The 20124-nt window shown below is 48.9% G+C and carries 20 protein-coding genes and 1 tRNA gene; 10 read left to right on the top strand and 11 right to left on the bottom strand.

Annotation, left to right across the window (positions count from 1 at the left end; translation table 11 throughout):
* The first annotated feature begins 108 nt into the window (after window positions 1–108).
* On the top strand, window positions 109–1233 hold the full coding sequence (locus JW883_17175) for a cysteine desulfurase (protein ID MBN1843995.1): 1125 nt from the start codon (window positions 109–111) through the stop codon (window positions 1231–1233).
* Between the two features lie 62 nt (window positions 1234–1295).
* Here the strand turns inward: JW883_17175 and JW883_17170 are convergent, their stop codons facing one another.
* Complete coding sequence (locus tag JW883_17170; protein ID MBN1843994.1) at window positions 1296–1739, bottom strand: Hsp20/alpha crystallin family protein; 444 nt, start codon at window positions 1737–1739, stop codon at window positions 1296–1298.
* A gap of 301 nt (window positions 1740–2040) precedes the next feature.
* Between JW883_17170 and JW883_17165 the strand changes: the two genes are divergently transcribed.
* Complete coding sequence (locus JW883_17165; protein MBN1843993.1) at window positions 2041–2385, top strand: PilZ domain-containing protein; 345 nt, start codon at window positions 2041–2043, stop codon at window positions 2383–2385.
* A gap of 46 nt (window positions 2386–2431) precedes the next feature.
* Here JW883_17165 and JW883_17160 read toward each other — a convergent pair whose 3' ends face one another.
* From JW883_17160 to JW883_17150, 3 genes are read right to left on the bottom strand one after another with little or no spacing between them, the layout of a single operon-like run.
* Entirely contained in the window at window positions 2432–3379 is a 948-nt protein-coding gene (locus tag JW883_17160; protein MBN1843992.1) for a branched-chain amino acid ABC transporter permease, read from the bottom strand.
* Between the two features lie 8 nt (window positions 3380–3387).
* Window positions 3388–4290 (bottom strand): branched-chain amino acid ABC transporter permease, encoded by a 903-nt coding sequence (locus tag JW883_17155; GenBank protein ID MBN1843991.1) that lies wholly within the window; start codon window positions 4288–4290, stop codon window positions 3388–3390.
* A 7-nt stretch (window positions 4291–4297) separates the two neighbouring features.
* Entirely contained in the window at window positions 4298–5479 is a 1182-nt protein-coding gene (locus tag JW883_17150) for an ABC transporter substrate-binding protein (GenBank protein MBN1843990.1), read from the bottom strand.
* A gap of 343 nt (window positions 5480–5822) precedes the next feature.
* On the opposite strand from JW883_17150, the gene JW883_17145 reads away from it, so the two are divergent.
* From JW883_17145 to pcm, 6 genes are all read left to right on the top strand, one after another.
* The gene (locus JW883_17145; GenBank protein MBN1843989.1) at window positions 5823–6380 is read left to right on the top strand and encodes a hypothetical protein; all 558 of its coding nucleotides are present in this window, start codon (window positions 5823–5825) and stop codon (window positions 6378–6380) included.
* Window positions 6377–6889 carry a DUF3859 domain-containing protein gene (locus JW883_17140; GenBank protein ID MBN1843988.1) on the top strand — a complete coding sequence of 171 codons (513 nt, stop codon included), beginning with the start codon at window positions 6377–6379 and terminating at the stop codon, window positions 6887–6889. Before JW883_17145 ends, JW883_17140 begins: the two co-directional genes overlap by 4 nt.
* A 21-nt stretch (window positions 6890–6910) precedes the next feature.
* Complete coding sequence (locus JW883_17135; protein ID MBN1843987.1) at window positions 6911–7081, top strand: hypothetical protein; 171 nt, start codon at window positions 6911–6913, stop codon at window positions 7079–7081.
* 1288 nt (window positions 7082–8369) lie between these two features.
* Window positions 8370–9434 (top strand): DUF362 domain-containing protein, encoded by a 1065-nt coding sequence (locus JW883_17130; protein MBN1843986.1) that lies wholly within the window; start codon window positions 8370–8372, stop codon window positions 9432–9434.
* Window positions 9435–9632: 198 nt separating this feature from the next.
* A complete protein-coding gene (locus JW883_17125; GenBank protein MBN1843985.1) occupies window positions 9633–11207 on the top strand; it encodes an FHA domain-containing protein in 1575 nt (524 codons plus the stop codon).
* A 402-nt stretch (window positions 11208–11609) separates the two neighbouring features.
* On the top strand, window positions 11610–12308 hold the full coding sequence (gene pcm, locus JW883_17120; GenBank protein MBN1843984.1) for a protein-L-isoaspartate O-methyltransferase: 699 nt from the start codon (window positions 11610–11612) through the stop codon (window positions 12306–12308).
* Window positions 12309–12591: 283 nt separating this feature from the next.
* Here the strand turns inward: pcm and JW883_17115 are convergent, their stop codons facing one another.
* The 6 genes from JW883_17115 to JW883_17090 all read right to left on the bottom strand — a co-directional run bounded on the left by JW883_17115 (window position 12592) and on the right by JW883_17090 (window position 16807).
* Window positions 12592–12939, bottom strand: coding sequence for a hypothetical protein (locus JW883_17115; GenBank protein ID MBN1843983.1), 348 nt, complete (start codon window positions 12937–12939; stop codon window positions 12592–12594).
* 110 nt (window positions 12940–13049) lie between these two features.
* Entirely contained in the window at window positions 13050–13493 is a 444-nt protein-coding gene (locus JW883_17110; protein MBN1843982.1) for a response regulator, read from the bottom strand.
* 358 nt (window positions 13494–13851) lie between these two features.
* Window positions 13852–13927: transfer RNA gene (locus JW883_17105), tRNA-Ala, on the bottom strand.
* Window positions 13928–13981: 54 nt separating this feature from the next.
* Complete coding sequence (locus JW883_17100; GenBank protein MBN1843981.1) at window positions 13982–15094, bottom strand: DegT/DnrJ/EryC1/StrS family aminotransferase; 1113 nt, start codon at window positions 15092–15094, stop codon at window positions 13982–13984.
* A gap of 35 nt (window positions 15095–15129) precedes the next feature.
* Complete coding sequence (locus JW883_17095) at window positions 15130–15582, bottom strand: aminoacyl-tRNA deacylase (GenBank protein ID MBN1843980.1); 453 nt, start codon at window positions 15580–15582, stop codon at window positions 15130–15132.
* 496 nt (window positions 15583–16078) lie between these two features.
* On the bottom strand, window positions 16079–16807 hold the full coding sequence (locus JW883_17090) for a Stp1/IreP family PP2C-type Ser/Thr phosphatase (protein ID MBN1843979.1): 729 nt from the start codon (window positions 16805–16807) through the stop codon (window positions 16079–16081).
* Window positions 16808–16977: 170 nt separating this feature from the next.
* On the opposite strand from JW883_17090, the gene JW883_17085 reads away from it, so the two are divergent.
* Complete coding sequence (locus JW883_17085) at window positions 16978–17940, top strand: FHA domain-containing protein (GenBank protein ID MBN1843978.1); 963 nt, start codon at window positions 16978–16980, stop codon at window positions 17938–17940.
* Between the two features lie 56 nt (window positions 17941–17996).
* The gene (locus tag JW883_17080; protein ID MBN1843977.1) at window positions 17997–19565 is read left to right on the top strand and encodes a type VI secretion system contractile sheath large subunit; all 1569 of its coding nucleotides are present in this window, start codon (window positions 17997–17999) and stop codon (window positions 19563–19565) included.
* A 55-nt stretch (window positions 19566–19620) separates the two neighbouring features.
* Here JW883_17080 and JW883_17075 read toward each other — a convergent pair.
* A partial coding sequence (locus JW883_17075; protein ID MBN1843976.1) for an AMP-binding protein occupies window positions 19621–20124 on the bottom strand: 504 nt, incomplete at its 5' end.

The following is a 20124-nucleotide window of genomic DNA, read 5'->3' as shown; positions in this document are numbered from 1 at the left end:
CTTGTAATATTGGAGGGCTGGGGACATCCCCCGTACCCTCAAATGCTAACTCTTATATCTAAATTCCAGTATACAAGGCATTTTAGCTCTCTTTAGGCATTTACACCCATGATCTACCTCGACCACAATGCAACCACCCCTGTTGATCCGGAGGTGGCAGAGGCCATGAAGCCATACTGGGGAGAAAAGTACGGGAACCCCAGTAGCAGCCATGCCCTGGGTCGCCTTGCCAAAGAGGACCTGGAAAAAGCTAGAGCGCAGGTGGCAGAACTTATTAGTTGCTTGCCGCAGGAGATCGTTTTCACAAGCGGCGGCACTGAGTCAAACAATATGGTGATCAAAGGCGTAGCCCACAGCCTTTTAGAGAAGGGTCGCCACATTATCACCACGGCTATAGAACATCCGGCCGTGACAAATCCCTGCCTTTTCTTGATGTATCATGGCTATGATGTGACTTTCCTGCCAGTTGATTCAACCGGACTGGTGGATCCTGCGACAGTCAAGGAAGCCGTCCGGCCCACGACCGTATTGATCTCCGTCATGCATGCCAATAACGAAACCGGAACAATAGAGCCCATTGAAGAGATCGGAGCTCTGGCACAGAAGGCAGGCATCTTTTTTCATACTGACGCGGCTCAATCAGCGGGCAAGGTCCCCATTGATCTCTCCAGACTGAACGTGGACTTTCTCTCTCTTGCAGGTCACAAGATGTATGCGCCAAAAGGAGTAGGCGCTCTTTTTATGAAGGACGGCTTAAAGATAGAGCCGTTCATGCACGGAGCCGGTCAGGAATCGGGGCGCAGGGCCGGCACAGAAAATGTGATGTTTGCAGTTGGCCTTGGAAAGGCCTGTGTTCTGGCCCGAGAGCGGATGTCAACAGAAGCAAAGCGCCTGCGCGAACTTCGAGACCTGCTTCATGGACTTCTTGTCAAAGCGATACCAGACCTTGCACTGAATGGACATCAAGAAGCCCGCCTGCCCAATACGCTCAACGTTTCCCTGCCCCGCGTGGAGGGTGGAAGGCTGCTCGATTGCATACCTGAAATCTGCGCTTCCACAGGCGCGGCCTGTCACGACCGTTCCGTGCGTCTTTCGCACGTCCTGGCAGCCATGGGAGTCACAAAAGAGATAGGACGCGGCGCCCTGCGGTTGACTCTTGGCAGGGAAAACACTGAGGCCGAGATCCATTCAGCCGCCCAAATGATCATAGGAGCTTACAAAGACCTACTCTGAATTCTCTGAGAAAAAAACGTGTGTCGGGCAAAAGCCCGACACACGTTAGAGGCTATGGATTGTTAGCTCTTGATCTCGACTTTCCTTTCCCTGGCGCTTTGGGACTTGGGGAGTCTGATCTTCAGCAACCCGTCCCTGTAAGTTGCGTCTACCTTGTCAGCATCAACCTCACATGGAAGTCGCATAGTTCTGGAAAAGGCGCCATAGCGAGTTTCTACCAGATGGTAGTTCTCACTCTCCTCTTGCTCTTCCTGCTTTCTCTCGCCTTTTACTGTCAGCAAACCATCTGAGAGAGTAATGTCGATGTCTTTCTTGTTCATTCCCGGGACTTCAGCCTTAACAATAACCTCTTTTTGGGTCTCAGACACGTCAAATGCCGGAACCCATTCCCTTTCCTCATGAAGCAGGCTCGGCAACCTGAAATCCTCGAAAAATCGGTCGAACAGGTCCCCTTGTGGACGAGCCCACAAACCAGTTCGTCTTAAAATGGGTAATAATTCGCGCATAACCGAAACCTCCTTTCTCTGTTATTATCAACAGTTACGCTTGTTACCTAGACTAAAATATAATCACTGCGAGCAACACGTCAAGGTACCTTATGGATTTTTTCATAATTTGAGTTTGACGCAGCCCTGAGCCAGCCAAGCTATCCATTGACATCTCTCCAAAAATCGTTTATGAAAATTTCGAAAAAAGTCGGATTGAACGAATGTGTCATTTCGACACAAGAACAGAGCTAATCTTTTCAGCATCCTACGAATCTTGCGATACTAATTTTGTGACAAACCCTTAACTTGGGTGAAAGATGTGCATAAAAAAGAGAGGCGAAAGCATTCCAGAATCAGTTCACTGAACCTTCTGTCGTATTTTTGTATAGATGAAAACGATGAGATAGTGGCACAGGGAGCAGGAAGAACCTTAAATGTCAGTGAAGGCGGAATCCTGTTGGAAACGCATACGCCTATCGATCCACAGCACACAGTGTCGCTTGTCATAGCCATGGAAAATGAACTGATAGACATAAAAGGGAAAGTAATTCACAATAAAACAGGTAACGACGGAAGGTTCTTGACAGGAATTCAGTTCATTGAAACTGATGAATCAGCGCGCAACATCTTAAAGAAGTTCATAACGGAATTCAGGAATGAGTGAATCACTGAGGCAAAGGTAACAACTTATGCCTTAACGACGTCCTTTCCTAGCCTTTCCTCGCCAGGCTCACAAGTCCCTTTGGCAGAAACATGATAATCAAAAGGAGCACAAGGCCATAGATCAGGACATCAAAATCGTGAAACATGTGGAGCCATTCATTTGAGAGATATGTCAGGAGGCAGGTGCCCAGAAGCGCGCCCCAGATGCTCGACATGCCCCCTACGACAACCATCATGAGGAATTTAATCGACCAGAAGAGGTCAAAAGAACTGGGGCTAAGAAACGTCATGTAATGCGTATAAAGGGCTCCTGCCAAAGAGGCATAAACTGCGCTTATCACAAAGATCCGTGTCTTGTAGGATGACGTGGGTACCCCCATGGCATTGGCTGCTATCTCACTGCCGTGGATAGAGCGAAGGGCTCTGCCCACCCTGGAATGTATGACGTTGATTGAAAAAAGAAGAACAGCAAAAACAAAGGCCCACACCAAATAGTAATATTTGAGCGACGTGTCTATTTCCCATGGACCAATCGCAATGCCCGGAATATCGGCAAGCCCTGAAGGGCCTCCGGTCAGGGCAACTTCTTCGTTGAACACAACATAAAGAATGACTCCAAAGCCAAGGGTGGCCATGGCCAGATAGTGCCCCTTGAGTTTCAGAGATGGAACCCCCACCACAAAAGCCACCATACCTGTCAGGACCACTCCGACAGGTATGGCAGCCCACGGCGACCATCCAAATTTGGCCGTCAATATGCCGGAAACATAGGCCCCCAGCCCAAAAAACGCGGCCTGCCCCAGGGACACCTGCCCAGTATAGCCCATTACAAGACTAAGGCCAATATTGACCAGGGAAAATATCCCCACAAAAACCATGATGTCAACATAATGTCTAAAACTCGGGACGTTCAATACCAGGGCCGGGAAAATCGCAATGCCAGCCACAAGCCATATCAAAACACGAATGTCTTTCTTGCCAGCAGTGGTGGTCATATCGGTTGTCAGAATTCCTTCATCTTCATTACTTCCTTGCTTCCAAAAAGACCGCTTGGCCTTAGAAACAATACAAGGAGCAAGACCACTAGCGCTGCCGCGTCTTTATAACCCGACGATATGAGCCCTGCACAAAACGACTCCATGAGCCCCACCATGAATCCCGCAAGCACTGCTCCGTAGAAATGACCCAATCCTCCCAAGACGGCGGCGCCAAAGCCTTTGAGGCCCAGAAGCGCCCCGCGGTCATATTCCATTAAGGATATGGGCGTAATCACGATGCCCGCCACAGCGCCCACAGCCGCGCTTAAACCAAAGGAGACCATGACCATAGTCTTCACGTCAATCCCCATGAGTTGAGCAGCATCCGGATTGTCGGAGCTTGCGATCATTGCCCTGCCAAACCTTGTGCGCTTGTAAAAAAACGTCAGGAGAAAAACAACGATAAGGGTCGTTCCCAGGATCCATAGGGACTGTGGAAAAACCGCGGCCCCCACGAAAACAAAGGCCTTTCGATCAGAAAACGGAGCTAGCATGAAGGGGTCCTTGCCCCATCCATACATGGCCGCCCCCTTCAGAAGTATGGAACAGGCAATGGTTATGATGATCATGGTGAGCACCGAAGCGTTCTTTGCAGGAAAGATGGCAAACCGCTCCATCATGACCCCAATGGCAATCACCACGGTGAGAGTAAGAAAAAAGGCCAGCAGAAGGGGGATCTGCATGACGGTGGCAAAGAAAACCATAAAAAGCCCACCGAGCATTACAAACTCCCCCTGGGCGAAGTTGATGATTTCGGTAACGTTGTAAATGATGTTAAACCCAATGGCAACCAGGGCGTAGATGCTCCCGACCGTGACACCGGTTATCGCGTACTGAATAAGCTGGCTTGAAAAAGAGATTCCTTCCATAATACGACTAATCCGCCAATGCCCAGTCTCCGTTTTTGACAACCACCATCTCCAGGTCATCTTTGGACAGGCCGTTGTGGTCGGTGGCCGAGAAATTGAATACACCGTGCTGCCCCACAAAGCCGGTCAACTGCTCAATAAAATCGCGGATCTTAGCACGATCCGGACCTACAGTCTCCAAGGCCTTGACAGCAACGTTTATGGAGTCCCAGGCATGTCCGCCAAAGGAGGATATGGGTTCCTTGTATTTTTTCTCATAGGCATCCGTGTATTTCATGACGACCTCTTTCTGGACATGGCTGTCAGGAAGAAGACGTCCGATATTGACCCGTGCCAGGGGACAGAGCACGCCTTCCGCGTCCTTGCCACACAGCTCAATGTTTTTGTGGCTTCCAAAGCCGTGGCTCTGATAGAGAGGCAGATTATTCATGCCAAGGGCTCGCCAGTTCTTTACGGCCAAGACCTGCGTGGGGCCGATAGACCAGTTCACGATAGCCTGGGCACCTGTCCCCCTTATCTTGGTCAACTGAGCTGTCAGGTCCGAGTCCTTGGGACCATACCGCTCGTCTGCCACAATACTAATGCCAAATTGGGATGCAAAGGCAAGGAGTTCTTCTCGTCCGCTTGCCCCGAATCCGGTGGTGCCTGTCATAATGGCCACCTTGGTGATCCCCTTGCTCTTCATGTGGGCAAAGATCCGTTGTGAAACGTGAATATCCGAGCCGGCCACCTTGAATACCCAGTGCCGCTTTTCCACGGGCATAACAATATTTTTGCTGGCAGCGCACGAGATCATGGGTATCTTGGCTCTTTCCGCAACACTCACAATAGCCAGTGATGTGCCGCTGGTTGACGGGCCGATGACCACAGCTACCTTGTCCTGGTTGATCAGTTTCTTCATCGCCACATTGCACTTGGTGGCGTCACCTTCATCGTCATATACGATCAATTCAAGCGGGTGGTCGTTAATGCCGCCGGCCGCATTGATCCGTTCGGCAATCATCTCGGCCGTCTTTTTTTCGGGTTCACCTAGAAATGAGGCACGGCCTGTAACCGAAAAGATGGCCCCCACTTTGTAAGGTTCCTTTGCCTCGGCCTTCTTGGCATAGGAGAACGTTAAGGCTGCGGACAAAAACACAAAAATGCCAACCCAGAGCGCAATCACCAAGCTGTTTTTTCTCTTATTCATAGCAGTCTCCTCCAATCAAATTCTGTTTTGTAGCTATCAAAAACCCGAATATCACCCCTTCACCTCCTTTCATACGAAAAAAGCCGCAAGCCTTTCGGCTCACGGCTTCTGATTGTCTTTAAAAACGTATAAGCTCAACTAAGACGTGGGCCAACAGCAACGCTCGCGTAACAATGATAGTCGGCCCTGTACACTCTCGGCATGGGGAAAAACCTTTCCGCAAAGCTTTTAGAATGCATACAAAGATTCCCGGCTCCTGTCAACAAAAATAAGGTGGTTGATTATTCTTCAATTATAAAGTAAATATCCACTGTTCGACTGCCTGGATCAAGAGGAATAACTCATGACCCCAAATTATCGTATGGCAACTGTTCTAGGACTTGTAGTTTTGTCGTCCTTGGCAGCCTTAGGTTCGGTTTCCTTTGCTTCGGCAGTCGAGAATAGTCAATACACTCGAACGACCCTTGGCGGTCTTCATGGCGTCTATGTGGTAGTCGAGACACTGAGCCCTGAGATTGAAGGGCACGGAATCTCAACAGCCGTCTTAAAGGCAGACACGGAGCTACAGCTTCGCATGGCTGGAATCAAGGTGCTCTCTAAAAAGGAATGGGTCAAAACAAAGGGCGGACCTGTATGCTGTGTGGAAGTGAGTATTGTCAGCGACGTCGCTTTGGCAGACGTTCTGGACTTCGACCTTTACGCCTTTGAAGTCACCGTTGAATTCAATCAGGACGTTGTTCTTGTCCGCGACACAGCCACACAAGCGCTTTCCCGCACCTGGTCAACCTCCTATCTGGGTATCACCAATAGCATACCCCGCATCCGGGGCAAGGTTAAAAAGATGGTCCAGAGATTCATCGATGCTTACCTGGCGGTTAACCCCGAACAGGCACAAGAATGAAAAAGGGACTCTATGGGCTTATCACCCTGGTACTTGCCGTTTCTTGGTGGACGGACGCTTCACTTGCCTCCGGGACTGTGGAAGTATGGGGTGTGGATGTCACAAAGTTCGGAACGTACAGCGCTGAAATACAGCAGATGGAAGATATTACACATTCGCCCGGGGGTAGACGAAGAATCGTCACAAAGACAAGATTCTTGGAGGAAACCACCAGGATACCGGCTGTCCTTGGAACCCGCTTTGGGTTTAGATATGTGGTCAACGGAATTCCAAAAAAAGAAAAGGTCCGCATAAGAATAAGAAAAATATATCCGGGCCTCAAAGACCCGAGAAATGACGGGTTGCTTTACGGCCATGAATATGTAAAAGAACACGAGATAGGTGAAGTCTACGGCACCGGCTACGGGTTTGACCATGAATGGGAGTTAGTCCCCGGAGAATGGGTTTTTCAACTCCTTTATGAAAGCAAGATATTGGGCGAGATATCCTTTGAGGTTTACAAGCCCTAGGGCGACGGAGGAAATCCTGATATGGACATATGGCAGATCCTTGGCACCTGTCTTCTTATGGGTATAGCAACCGGATATATTGCCAAGACAAAGAACAGATCCCCATGGATATGGGGTCTTTTAGGCTTTACCGTATTCGGCATTATCGTACACACTCTGGTGGGAATCGTTGTTTTCTTTCTCTTTGCGTGATGACAGATCCCTGCCTTCTTCGGCATAATAAGGAACAAATGCGTAACCCCTGGATTTCCTTCTCAGTGGCAAGATTTTTTTCTCAGTGGCAAATATTTGCCAGTTCCTTCTTTGTCATTTGCTTCAGCATTTCGCGCGTCCGCGGGATTCAATATTCTGCGGTTCAAAATACGTTCGCAAAGGCGTATTTTTCGAACAACCTAAAATTTCGCTACTATTTCAGCTCGTTGTGGGGACATTCAACTCCTGAGCCGTTAGAGAATTGCGGGTGATCAGAGGAAGGGTGTCCGGCAGTTTGAGGGCGGGAAATCCGGAGTCGGGGTCAGGTCTCATCCCAATCTATTTTTTTGTTGTGGAGAGAAGGTTTGCCACCGACCCCAGACTTCCACGATGCTGTATTAACATGCACGAAGTATGCCAGCCGCAGTCCACAAGAAACCCCAAAGACAAAAAAAGCGCTGCCACTCTCCCACACCACCGGGCATACAGTTCCGTACCACGTCGGTTCATATCGTAGATTGAAGTCGTTGCAGATGTGTCAGCAGCGACACGAGTCCAAGTGCATCAAAGTGCTTCTTTGAAGCCGTGGGGTGTCCAGTGCTGGACATGTCCGGGCAGCGACACGAGTCCAAGTGCATCAAAGTGCTTCTTCGGAGGGGAGTATCCCTGACAAAAGTTCAGGGAGGCTACCAGCGAAGGTAGGACAAAAGATGTCATAACGAAACCACAAGCAGTCTCCAGCAAACTCGGATCAGCGATATATGACAGAAAGTTGTGTCGGGGGAATTTGGTTTTCGGATGAAGATCTACAAATGAGAGTTATATCCGGAGAATCCTAATCCTGCGGCGGCAGAATGACGAAATCTACACTCTCTCTGGAATGCGGTGTTATTGCAGATAGTTAGCATTTCGACTTCCCGGATTCAGTCAAGATTATTCGGACGAGCAACGCAGCCAGGCGAGATGGATCGGCGCATCAAAATGTGAAGTTATTTTTGAGCGAGCCCTTAGCCAAAGGCCGCTGCCATGAGGCGTAATCATTTGAGAACCCACGCTTTTCAGGCATCCAATCGCTGTCACGGCTTTTCCTCAACAAACCTGCCCTTTCCAAGAGACAACTCACCATCCGCGCACTGAAATCATGATGGCCGAAAGTCGGTGAAGACTTCGTGAAGAGCTTGCAGAATATAACCTTTCCATTCTGCCACCGTCCTGTTTACCTCTGTTTCATAACCTGGTATGAAGCAACTATGTTGTAGATTCATACCATTTTGCTGGAGTTGTTCTAATGTCTCATCCTACCGTAGCACTCGTTAAGGGCACTGACCGGTACCAGAATATCGCCCAGGCGCTTAACCTCTTGGGCAAAGAGGCGGTTTCAGGGGCACGGCACGTGCTGAAACCTAACTTTGTTTCCACTGAGGTCCAGTTCGCCGCCACACATCGAGAGGCTGCCAGGGCAGTTGTGGATTTTGTCCGTCAACACACAGACCATCCGCTGACTATAGCCGAGGGGGCTGCAACCTCTGACACCGCTAAAGGCTATGAGAATTTTGGCTTTGTCGAGCTGGCTGACACTTACGGTGACGTTGAGCTTATGGATCTGAATAGGGATGCTTACCAGACCGTTACCCTGTACGACCAAGAACTAAGATCCTGGCCCTTTAGGATAGCAAAGACAGTATTGGAGAGTGATCACAGGATCTCTCTGACAATTCCAAAGACTCACGATGCAGCCATAGTGACTCTGACTCTTAAGAATATGGTGGTTGGAAGTCTTATTCGAGACATGGGTTTTAACCTTTCAAACCTTGTGGGTGGTGTTTCCGACCAACTCCTGAAGCTTGTTCCCTCCTGGCTAAAACCACTGTTTTCGTTTCAGGGGTTGAGTCGCCTCGGTATCACAAGGATCTCGGGCAGCGACAAAGTCAAACTACACCAAGGTTATCTAAACGTGCATCTTTTTCTTTACCAGCTTGTCCGCATCATCCCACCCCACCTCTGTGTCTTAGACGGGTTTAGAGCCATGGAGGGAAACGGGCCTGTCTCCGGAGACAGCGTAGACTGGCATGTTGCCATTGCCGGCACAGATGGGGTGGCCGTTGACACATTGACGGCTTATCTTATGGGGTTTGATCCCCAGTCCATTGGCTACCTGTACTTTTGCAGCCAGGACGGGCTGGGGGAAGGAGACATCAACAACTTGAATATCGTTGGTACGCCTCTTGAAGAGTGTAGGCATGCCTTTAGGCCCCATCAGTCCTATCAAGCTCAACTCTTTTGGAAGGAAAGCGGGCAAATGGCCTTCGAAAGGTTGAAAGAACGTCTGGCCTCAATTGAGGTTGATGACTGAAGAAATCTATGACTGAAAAAGCAATCCATGATTTCTACCTACACTAATCCCCTAACCCGGCCAAGCCGGAACCAAAAAAACAAGATCACCACGAAGGCACGAAGAGGCGTGATTGTCTTCAAAATTTTCTGTCAGAAAAAGCATGAAATTCACAACTAACGCACTGCTAAAAACCGAATGCTTATCGATGAAAAGCGAATGCTTATGACCAAAATCACCAAGACTGGCATGACAAAACGTATTGTGCTTCAAGAATTGGGTTCTGGGAAAAGTTATGAAATAGACCTGCCCTGTGTTGTGGGGCGCGGCCATGAAACCAACCTGAGATTCCCCGATCTCAGCGTTTCGCAACGCCATGCCCTCATTTTTCACATGAATGAGCAGATATGGATTGAAGATCTTCAAAGTGCTAACGGGGTTTATGTGAACGACAAGAAAATAACAAAAAAGGCCCGCCTGAACCCGGGAGATTGCTTGCAATTGGGCCAGACAAGGCTTTCGGTGGCCCAAGCAAAGGAGGACTTCGCGGAACAAACCCTTGTGTTGCATTCTCTTGACTCCAAAGCTGGACGGAAACTGGATCAGGAAAAGCTAAGATTGATCTACGAAATTACCTCCGAGTTATCTGAAAACCAAGATCTGAGGGTCTTGGGAGATAAAATCTTCTCGAGATTAAAGGACATTTTCAAACAGGATCGGAACTATCTCGCCCTGTTTCAAGAAGACGGGACCCTTAGGCCAATACTAGTAGACTCTGCTCCGGAATCCGTTCCACTCAGCAGGACCATTGTGAACCGGTTATTCAAGAATGGGGAATCGTTGCTTCTAGAGGATGCGCTGAGTGAGGCTTCTTTAAAGGAACAAGAGAGCGTCATCGCCCTGCGCATTAGGTCTGCTCTGTGTGTTCCTCTCATCTATCATAGTCAAATCCATGGTCTTATTTATTTAGATCGCAATATTGCAGGCGCTTACACGCAAGACGATCTGGAGTTCTTGACAACAATAGCCTTCATGCTTGGGCCGCTTATCGAGAATGCTCGTCTCTGGTCCGAACTAAAGAATCTTTACGCCAGCGCCATGGATTCCCTGCGGGAGACAGAAGTACGCTTGATTGATATGGAGCGGAAAGCGGCTTATGTCCGCTTGGCTCAGGCAATGGCCCATGAAATCAGAAACCCTCTCATGGCCATAGGGGGATTGGCGAGAAGAATTGCCCAATCAGGGTCAGAGCGTCCAGACGATGCTAAATTTCAGATGATTATGAATCTTGTGGAAAGGGTAGAAGGAGTTCTAAAAGAGGTGGATTATTTTGTGCAATTGCCTCCACCCCACAAGACGCTAGAGAGAGTTGATCATCTTGTTCAGGAGGTGATCGATAGTCAAAACTGGAAATCACCAGAAAGCGGTCGGGTCCCTCGCCTTATTGTCAATACTTCTCGTGTTATGGTCCCCCTTGATGGGAATCTTTTCAAGAGGGCCGTTGCCATGATCTTTAAGGAAATGCTACCAGGCGTTCCTAAAGGCTCAGAATTGGAAATAGTCATTCAGTATGCCGGGAACGAACTCGAAATTGTCATTGGGGAATTCGATAGGAATAGCCATTTATCTGAAGTCTTTGATCCTGCTTTACAGGACAAGCCCTGGAGTCTTGGACTTTTTTTAAACATAGCTCACAAGATAATTTCTGACCATGGAGGTAAACTGCTTCTCGATCCACTGGGAAATTCGGCATTTCCAATACTCATTAGATTGCCGACAACCATTAGTGTATAGGGCTTGTCGAGTCTCTTGGCGTACGAATTCGACTTTTTTGCAAGTAGAGTGATGAAAGCAGGAGGGCCACGGGAGGCGCCTCGACGGACTAAGGGCTCGCTTAAGAATAACTTCACATTTTGATGCGCCGACCTGCCTGCCGGCAGGCAGGTCCATCCCGCCTGGCTGCGTTGCTCGTATATCTTATGGTTTATCTGTGGATGTCATTATGAGTAAGAACAATCTGGAAATATTATACAGGCTTCTCAGGGATCATCTGCATGTTATTGGTAAATCTCGAACCGCTCTGGTGGCTCTTGAGTCTTTTATTGCGTCATTAAAAGAGCTTAGATGTTCAAAAAAGAATATCCACGAGCAGATTTCTGGCCTTGCTGAAGCGATCAAAAAAGGATGTCTAGAAAAATGCGAGGCTGGATCGTACCGCCACCAAAAGCGCCTGTTAAGAGCAGCGAAGTATTAAAGAAAGAAAGAGAAAAGAAGGTGAGGTGGCTCATCAGGCATGGATATCTCAGATCAGAGCGTATAAGAGATGCCATGTTAAGGGTTAGAAGGGAAGACTTCATACCCCTTGATTACAAGGATTATGCCTATCTTGAGGTTCCCCTCCCCCTCCCAGGCAAAGACTCGACCATATCATGTCCCCACAGCTATCCCCTTTTTTATGAGCCCCTGGGTTTGGATAAAGGCCATAGATTTCTCGAGGTCGGTCTGGGGTCCGGCTATGGCACGGCCCTCGCCAGAGAAATCGTTGGCTCAGATGGTCTGGTGGTATGCATTGAAATCGACCCGCTGACCTTTGAGTTTGGGAGGAATAACCTCGAAAATGCAGGTTATGATGACATCGTCCTTATCAAAGGAGACGGGGGGACAGGGTATCCACAGATGTCTCCCTATGAGAGAATCTGTATCACAGCGGCATGCCACGAGATTCCACCTCCTTTGATTGAACAGCTCGACGAAAAAGGAAAACTCATTGGGCCCGTTATGGACGGGGAAAATCAAGATCTTGTTTTGCTCGAAAAAGGCGACAAGGGTTTCAAAGAAAAGGTTATCTGTCAGGTGTTATACGTTTCTTTAAAAGGAAGCTACGGGACAAGTTAGGAGTATATCACCCAAGGTCATCCAAATTGATCACAGGGTTAACACAGAGCACGCGGGAGAAAAAAACTGGTTTTGCCCGTGGGCATGCTGTTGATCCGGATGTTACCTTGGAGTTGCTGTTATGCTGGAATATAGTTCGGTGTCGCCCGCCGCTTTCCGATGATGAGGTAGTACGCACGGTTGAAAGTATTACGCGCCTGCACAGGCACCACGGAGCATAAGGACCTGTCCGGAGCGCACAAAAAAGCGTCGTGATGCCGTCCCATCCGTGAGTGCTACAAATCTATTTTGCCGTCAGCCGATTGAAGATGTCCTCGGATTTCTTGGCCATCCGCTCGGCTCTGTCGGCAGAGGCTTCTGAGGCTATGGCAGCTTTTTCAGCACGAGAGGCTGCATCCTCCGCTCTTCGAGCACCCGCCGCCGCCTCGCGACTGTATCTGGCCGAATCCTCAACCCCCGCCTTGGCGCTCTGGGCATCCTTCAAGGCCTTCTCTGCCGTCTCCAGGGCTTGCTGGGTTTTTTCTTCAAGGGCCTGCATCTGCGAGGTGGTTGCGCATCCCAAAAAAGCAATTGCCAAACACAACAGCACAAAAACGCCAATTACCGAATGTCCATTCTTAAGCACATGCATTGGATGCCTCCTTCTTGGTGAGTGGTGTTGATAAGATTTCCCCTTTAGAGACTAAATTTTAATGCTAGCATAAGAAACCTCCTGCGTCAAGGCAAAAAAATAAGCCTGGATCAATCATCTTTCAAAACAGATCGAGGCGATGAAATCAGCAGCTGGACCTTGGCTTCCCGGATGCGCTCTTCGTGTTCGGCCTTTCTCGCCTGCGCCTTCTTGATCTTGGCATGCAGCTTTTCGGGGTCGCAGGGCTTCATGAGAAAATCCAGAGCGCCCTGTTTCATTCCTTCGATGGCCGTCTCAACGCTGGCATTTCCGGTCAACATAATGACTTCGGTCAGGGGCTTTATTTCCTTGATGGCATGCAAGGTCGCCAGCCCATCCATCCCAGGCATCAGCACGTCCAAAATGACCACATCATAGTTGTAGGCCTTCACTTTTTTAACAGCCTCCTCCCCGCTATAGGCCGTAGCCACCTGAAAATCGCGAATGGCCAGGCGTTCTGTCAATGCCTGTACGAAATCTTGCTCATCATCTACGATCAATATTCGTGTTTTCAGGTTTCCTGCTCCTTATTTTGGTTGACGAATTCTCCGGCCATAAGCAAAGGTCAGCTTACAGCCTCCTACGGTGTGTACGGTGGCTACGTTGAGCACGTCTGTAGGAAGGAAGCGCAGTATTGAGTACCAGGAAACTATCATCGAGTTTTCAAGGATTTCCCAAAGGCTCTTTATGGGATTCAATTGTAAAGACTGGTTCTGCATGGCTTCACCGGAAAGGGCATTTTGGATACCCTTCTGGCTGGATTCGTAGATCCCTTTTTCAGTATTTGGCGAGATTTTTTGTTGGTAGATTTTGTTTCCGCTTTTTGGTTCCGGCTCGTCCGGGTTAGAAAGTATCCAACAAAAAAGAGGGGGTTGGTGGAGATGAGGGGGATCGAACCCCTGACCTCGGCATTGCGAACGCCGCGCTCTCCCATCTGAGCTACATCCCCACAATTTTTTTATATTAACCCCTCACGCTGGAAAAAGCAAGTTCATTTTCCCTGTCAGGCATAAAATGACCTAATCTTCTCAACTACATACGCCTGCTGCTCATGGGTCAATTCTGGATAGATAGGAAGAGCGAGGGTTTTGTGAGCAGCATCTTCTGCTATCGGAAAATCACCTTTCTTGCCATAGACGCCCTCAAAACAAGGCTGCATGTGCATGGGAACCGGATAGTATATCTCCGTACCTATTCCGGCTTCATACAACATCTCTCTGAGTTCGTCCCTTTGATCCGGAACCGAGATGATAAACTGATTATATATGTGCCTGCCATTTTTTTCTGCGGGCATCCTGATGATCTCATCCAACCCCTTATCGGCAAAAAGCTCGCAATACCTTCGCGCATTGGCCTGACGTGACGTGGTCCACCCGTCCAGACATGGCAACTTTACCAAAACGATAGCGGCCTGAAGTGCGTCCAAGCGAAAGTTTCCACCTAAGTGCTTATGATAGTACTTGGGGCTTGAACCGTGCACACGGATTATTTTGAGCTTCTCGCACAAGGAATCGGAAGAAGTCGTAACCATGCCCCCGTCGCCAAAGGCGCCCAGGTTTTTCGACGGAAAGAACGAAAAGCAACCCAAATCACCCATAGAACCTGCCCGTTGACCCTTGTATTCCGCTCCTATTGCCTGTGCTGCGTCTTCGATAACCACAAGATCGTGCTTACGCGCAAGTTCCAGAATCGGGCCCATATCACAACATTGCCCGAACAGATGGACAGGAATTATTGCTTTAGTTCGTTTTGTAATCCTGCCCTTAAGTGATCGTGGGTCCATATTGTATGTGTCTTTTTCAATGTCTGCAAAAACCGGCACAGCGCCCACGCGAACAATAGAACCCACTGTGGCAAAAAAAGTGTACGGCGTGGTCACCACCTCATCCCCTGGGCCAATACCTGCAGCCATCAGGGAAATCAAAAGGGCATCAGTTCCCGAGGATACGCCAACTCCATATTTACACCGGCAATACTGGGCAATGCCTTGTTCAAGCTCTTTGACCTTTGGCCCCAGTATGAAACGCTGGCTCTCATAAACTTCAAGTGTCGCTTTAAGAACGTCGTCTTTTATCTTTTTATATTGGGCTGTTAAATCCAACAGCGGAACTTTCATGGCCGTTTCTCCACAATGAAATCGCTTTCGCGATTTCACAACTCGATGTCCTCAGCCCCAGTAGTCATTATTATGTCCAACGGGGCCATGATCAGCATGACCCCTCTCTTTCCCCCGTTGATGGCCACTTTATCAAAGGCCAGCAGTCCTGCGTCAATCACCACGGGCAGGCGTTGTTTCATTCCAAAGGGGCTAATGCCTCCTACCAGGTAACCGGTCAAACGCTCTGCCATGGCCGTGTTGACCATGGCAGCTCTTTTTACTCCTCGGATCTTGGCAAGCTTCTTAAAAGAGATACTCTTGCTTCCCGGCATGAGAACCACAAGATAGCCTTTCTTGGAAACTTCGACCACTAGAGTTTTGATGGTTCTTTCGACAGGAATCCCAAGGGCCTGAGAGGCAAATAGCGCACCTTTGTGGAGGTGGTCATATTCTGCCACTTCAAATGCAATACCCTGTTCTTTGAGATATCTTATGGCCCGGGTCAATCGATTACTTGAATCTTGCGAACGGAAGAATGGATTTCCACTTAATTTTCTTCCAACAATGTCAGATCCTCTTCTTTTACAGTTTCTATAATTAAATGACCCAGGATTTCAGCCGCTCGGGAGTCATTTGGCCCCTCCATTGATAAAATCGCTTCGCGATCTTATTGGAGCATACTTGCCACACCTATTTGCTTGAGTCAAGCTCGCTAAGGACTTCTCCTTCGCCCATCACGAAATCGATTTTTTCTGGGGACGGTTTCTGCACAAAAAGCAAGGCACTCTTAGATGAAGGCTTGCAAAGCTGCAAGTCTGAGGAAATGGGACGACAGGGGCCCTTGCTGTAGGACCAAGGCCACGGTCAAGGAAAGGAAATTTGCCGGAAAAAACGACTGCTACCTACAGCTTAGCCACTTTATCGGGCGTGACATCTCCTCCAGACACTCTGTCATCCCATATTTATATCGTAGTTGAAATCGAGACCTATTTGCAACCTTTTTTAGGTTACATCTGCAAGAACTACCGTAATATTATCGAAACCTCCAGCAGATTTGGCCAGCTCAATGAGTCTTTCCACCTTTTGAGACAAAGCGCTTTTCGGAAACAGGACGTCCTCAATAAGGGTGTCATCGATCATGTCTGTAAGACCGTCCGAGCAAAGCAGAAACAGGTCGCCGGGTGTGGCTTTTCCTCTTACGAGGTCAAGGGCCAGACTCTCTTTGACACCAACAGCTCTGAGAACAATGTTACGCATTGGATGGTTTCTGGCTTCGGCCTGAGAAATCAAGCCCTGGTCCACCTGATCTTGGACAAAGGAATGATCCTTGCTCAGTTGCTTCAGTTGCCCATTTCTAAAAAGATAGGTTCGACTGTCTCCCATGTGACCAAGAACAAAGCCATCGTTGAAAAATGCTATCAATTCAGCCGTACATCCCATTCCGTTGTGTTCAGGGTTGTCCTTTACATGATCCAGAACCCTCTCGTTAGCCCAAGCAAAGGCCTTTTGAACAAGATCGAGGGTTTCTTTTTCACGTCGGCTCACGGTCTTTGAAAAAACTTCCAATGCAGTTTCGGTGAAAATACCACTCGCTAGTTCTCCGGCCGCTGCGCCACCCATGCCGTCTGCCACAAGGCAAAAACCCAGATCAGGTCTTAGGAGAAAAGCATCTTCATTATTGGCGCGTTTCAGGCCAACATCTGATTTGCCAAAATATGCAATCTGGGGCATCTGTTTCCCTGTTGTGTCAAATAGCGAACTTATGCTATTTACGATTAAAAATTAATTATAACCAAAAAATGCCCCAAGATCAAACGAATTCCACAACCAATTGGATAAATTAAGACCAATTATTCTCTTGACACAAGTAATCAATTTTAGGTTATAATATATATTAATCAATGAAAAGCCCGCCCATAATAGTTGTTCAGCTTGTTCATATACAGGGACCGCTGAAAGGCGAAATACAGGAGTTCTCCGACCAGGTGATCTCTATTGGACGTGATCCTTCGGGCCATGTGCATTTCCCCAAGGACCTGACCATCATCTCTCGCAACCATGCTGAAATCACAAGAGAAGGCAACCGTTTTAAGCTGATTGACCAGAGTACAAACGGGACATTTGTAAACGGAAAAAGAGTCAAAGAAGTCCATCTCAAAGACGGGGATGTCCTGACCTTTGCCGAAGGCGGACCAAAGGTCAGCTTTCTGACCAAGATTATGGAGGACCAACCGGAAATACAGAGCGTCTCTCCGCCGGGTATGCCCCCCGAAATAGAGCGCGTCCCACAACCTCAAATGCAAGATCTACGACTGGCAAGTCCTCCTCCGAAGCCACCTGAAATGCCCTCGTATGAAAGGCCCCATGTGCCCCAGGCACAGCCCCAACCCCGGAGGTATGAACCGGAGGAGATTGCAATTCAAAGGGTTCAGGCGCCACTCATCATCCAATACGGCCCCACCCTTCGTTCTTTCAAAGAGCTTCCCGTATCGATCGGGAAAAACCCAGCATGTGATTTTGTTCTGGACCATACTGCAATCCTTGATCGCCATGCTCAGATCTTCTTTAGTCAAGGTCAATACTGGGCGCAAGATCTCACAGGGCAGAAGATGCTCTCTATCAACGGGCAACCCGTTCACCTTCAGGCACCCCTAAACCCTGATGACAGTTTGGCCTTCAGTCCTCATCAAGGGCCGATCTTTCGCTTTCTGGGCGGGGGCCGTCTGGCGGAAATCGAAGAACCGGCGCCCGAACAACCCGTGTCTCCATCCCATGACAAAGAGGAGATGCCTCCGCGACAGGAGCCTACACACAAGAGTTTCAAGGGCGCCAAGGCCATGTTCAAGAAGTTCCTGCGTCGTTAGAGCAAGTTCCTCTTGACTAGCGTATTTAAACCTGGTTCCCGTTTTTCGGAGAAACAATGCAAATCCCATCCATGCCTTTTAGGATTTTGGCCCTAGCGCCTTTTACACCGCAACAACATGCTTGTTGGTCTGAAGCCCCCATACGAATTGATAAGACAAATCTGGATCAGGTTATGCAGGATCTGAACCTGTCATTTCACGTCCCCATTTCCAAAGATCTCTGCCCTGCCGGCGGCCTCACCTTTACCTGCAAAAGCTTGAAAGATTTCCACCCCGACGGACTCGCTCAAAACAACAGTTTTTTGAAGAACCTCTTGGATGCCAAGGAATTCATCAAGGGAGCCAAGGCAAAAGGCGTATCCGCACAAGAAATTGGCGCCAGGCTCAGGCAATGGCCGGACCTTCCCCCGATCCGGGTAGAGACTGAGCATCAAAAACCAAGGAAGACTTCCACGAGCGCTGTTGATGATATTTTGAAAATGGTCGCTTTGCCGGAAGAAGGTCCGACTCCTCGTGCTGAAACGCACAGCTTCACTGCGCAGATCGATTCTTTGCTGCAACGGATAGTGAGCCATGTTTTTTCTTATCAGGAATTCAGGGATCTCGAAGCCGTCTGGCGTGGGACAAGGTTGATCCTGAAGCAGGGGGGAATAAATGGAGAGATAGAGCTTGAAATAGTCCCTGTGTCTCCTGAAACCCTGGATGAAACCTTGAACACATTGGTAACAAGACTGATCCGGGATCTCCCCTCTCTGGTCATTGTTGATATTCCTTTTGATAATTCCCCAAAGAGCCTTGAACTCCTTGAAAAAGTCGCCCAGTTTGCAGAAACCGTTCTTGCACCAACGGTCGGATGGATCACCCAGAAGTTTTTGTATCTCGACACCTGGGATGACCTTAAAAAACTCTCCTTCTTGCCCCATTATCTTGACGAATCGGCCTTTGCCAAATGGCGCCGTCTGGCAAAGACTGATTCAGCAAGGTGGTTAGCGGTCACCTGTAACCGTTTTTTGACTCGCTATCCTTACGGACCGGATAATACACCTCGACTGGTTCGCTTTGAGGAGCCCCGTCACCTTTGGATCAGCCCGGTGTGGGCCCTGGGCTGCCTCATGAGTCAGAGTTTTGCCAAGACAGGGTGGCCCACGCGATTTACTGAATGGCAGGAGGTAAGACTTGAGGACCTGGCCCTGAATAGGCAAGACACAACCAGACCACTTGCCACCGAGACTTATCTTGCCGAGGAAAGGATTCAACAGTTCATCAGGGCAGGAATCATGCCCTTGGTTGCCCCCCAGAGTAAAGACATGGCATTCATGCCGGCAGAAACAACGGTTGCAAGCGGTTCATTGAGCTACCAGGCTTTTGTCTCCAGAGTTACCCACTTCATCTTGTGGTGCAAGGATCATTTCAAGAAGGACCTTGAACCAGTGGAGCTTCAGAGAGGGCTTGAGAGGGCTTTTTCATTATTCTGGGAAAAGAGTGGCCATCCGAATCCTGAGAATCTGGAGATTTCAGCCAGCAAGACAGATCCACAAGACCGAGCTCTTGTAAAGATTATCATAGAACCATCCCGCCAAATATTGCCCTCTCGAGAAAAAGCAGAGCTGGAATTTATTTGGTAGTCAGGAAATCCAGAACCTTATCCAGTGGCAGCTCCATTGTAGACAACACCGTCCCTTAGTCATCAAGGGTCGACAGATCGCCTTCTTTTAATCCTAATTCCCTGGCCTTAAGGACCCGGCGCATGATCTTGCCGCTCCTGGTCTTAGGCAGTTTGTCGGTAAATTCTATCCCGCGGATGATCACAATGGGTCCCAGGACCTTCCGGACATGGGCTTTGAGGTCATTTACCAAGGTGTCTTCGTCCTCTTCCACACCCTGCTTTAACGTGACGAAAATCTTGGCCACCTCTCCACGAACCTTGTCCGGAACACCTATACATGCCGCCTCTGCCACGTACTTATGGCTGACCAGGGCACTTTCTATCTCGGCAGTGCCAATCCGGTGGCCGGCTACGTTGAGGACATCATCAGAGCGACCCTGGAACCGGAAATAACCGTCTTCGTCTTTTGTGGCAATGTCACCGGCCAGATACATCCCGGGAATTTTGGACCAATAAACCTCCTTATACTTTTCCGGATCCTTATAAAGAGTGGTAAGCATAGCGGGCCAGGGCTCCTT

The organism is Deltaproteobacteria bacterium, assembly GCA_016930875.1.
GTDB lineage: Bacteria > Desulfobacterota > Desulfobacteria > Desulfobacterales.
Note: the sequence above shows the minus strand (reverse complement) of the source record. Positions and strands in the feature narration are given on the sequence as shown.

Excerpts from the sequence above, each read along its gene's own strand:
- JW883_17155 (MBN1843991.1), bottom strand. The coding sequence starts at position 4,290 with ATGGAAGGAATCTCTTTTTCAAGCCAGCTTATTCAGTACGCGATAACC.
- JW883_17115 (MBN1843983.1), bottom strand. The coding sequence starts at position 12,939 with ATGCATGTGCTTAAGAATGGACATTCGGTAATTGGCGTTTTTGTGCTG.
- JW883_17085 (MBN1843978.1), top strand. The coding sequence starts at position 16,978 with ATGAAAAGCCCGCCCATAATAGTTGTTCAGCTTGTTCATATACAGGGA.
- JW883_17145 (MBN1843989.1), top strand. The coding sequence starts at position 5,823 with ATGACCCCAAATTATCGTATGGCAACTGTTCTAGGACTTGTAGTTTTG.
- JW883_17080 (MBN1843977.1), top strand. The coding sequence starts at position 17,997 with ATGCAAATCCCATCCATGCCTTTTAGGATTTTGGCCCTAGCGCCTTTT.
- JW883_17160 (MBN1843992.1), bottom strand. The coding sequence starts at position 3,379 with ATGACCACCACTGCTGGCAAGAAAGACATTCGTGTTTTGATATGGCTT.
- pcm (MBN1843984.1), top strand. The coding sequence starts at position 11,610 with ATGCGAGGCTGGATCGTACCGCCACCAAAAGCGCCTGTTAAGAGCAGC.
- JW883_17140 (MBN1843988.1), top strand. The coding sequence starts at position 6,377 with ATGAAAAAGGGACTCTATGGGCTTATCACCCTGGTACTTGCCGTTTCT.
- JW883_17100 (MBN1843981.1), bottom strand. The coding sequence starts at position 15,094 with ATGAAAGTTCCGCTGTTGGATTTAACAGCCCAATATAAAAAGATAAAA.
- JW883_17130 (MBN1843986.1), top strand. The coding sequence starts at position 8,370 with ATGTCTCATCCTACCGTAGCACTCGTTAAGGGCACTGACCGGTACCAG.
- JW883_17135 (MBN1843987.1), top strand. The coding sequence starts at position 6,911 with ATGGACATATGGCAGATCCTTGGCACCTGTCTTCTTATGGGTATAGCA.
- JW883_17150 (MBN1843990.1), bottom strand. The coding sequence starts at position 5,479 with ATGAATAAGAGAAAAAACAGCTTGGTGATTGCGCTCTGGGTTGGCATT.
- JW883_17175 (MBN1843995.1), top strand. The coding sequence starts at position 109 with ATGATCTACCTCGACCACAATGCAACCACCCCTGTTGATCCGGAGGTG.
- JW883_17170 (MBN1843994.1), bottom strand. The coding sequence starts at position 1,739 with ATGCGCGAATTATTACCCATTTTAAGACGAACTGGTTTGTGGGCTCGT.
- JW883_17125 (MBN1843985.1), top strand. The coding sequence starts at position 9,633 with ATGCTTATGACCAAAATCACCAAGACTGGCATGACAAAACGTATTGTG.
- JW883_17090 (MBN1843979.1), bottom strand. The coding sequence starts at position 16,807 with ATGCCCCAGATTGCATATTTTGGCAAATCAGATGTTGGCCTGAAACGC.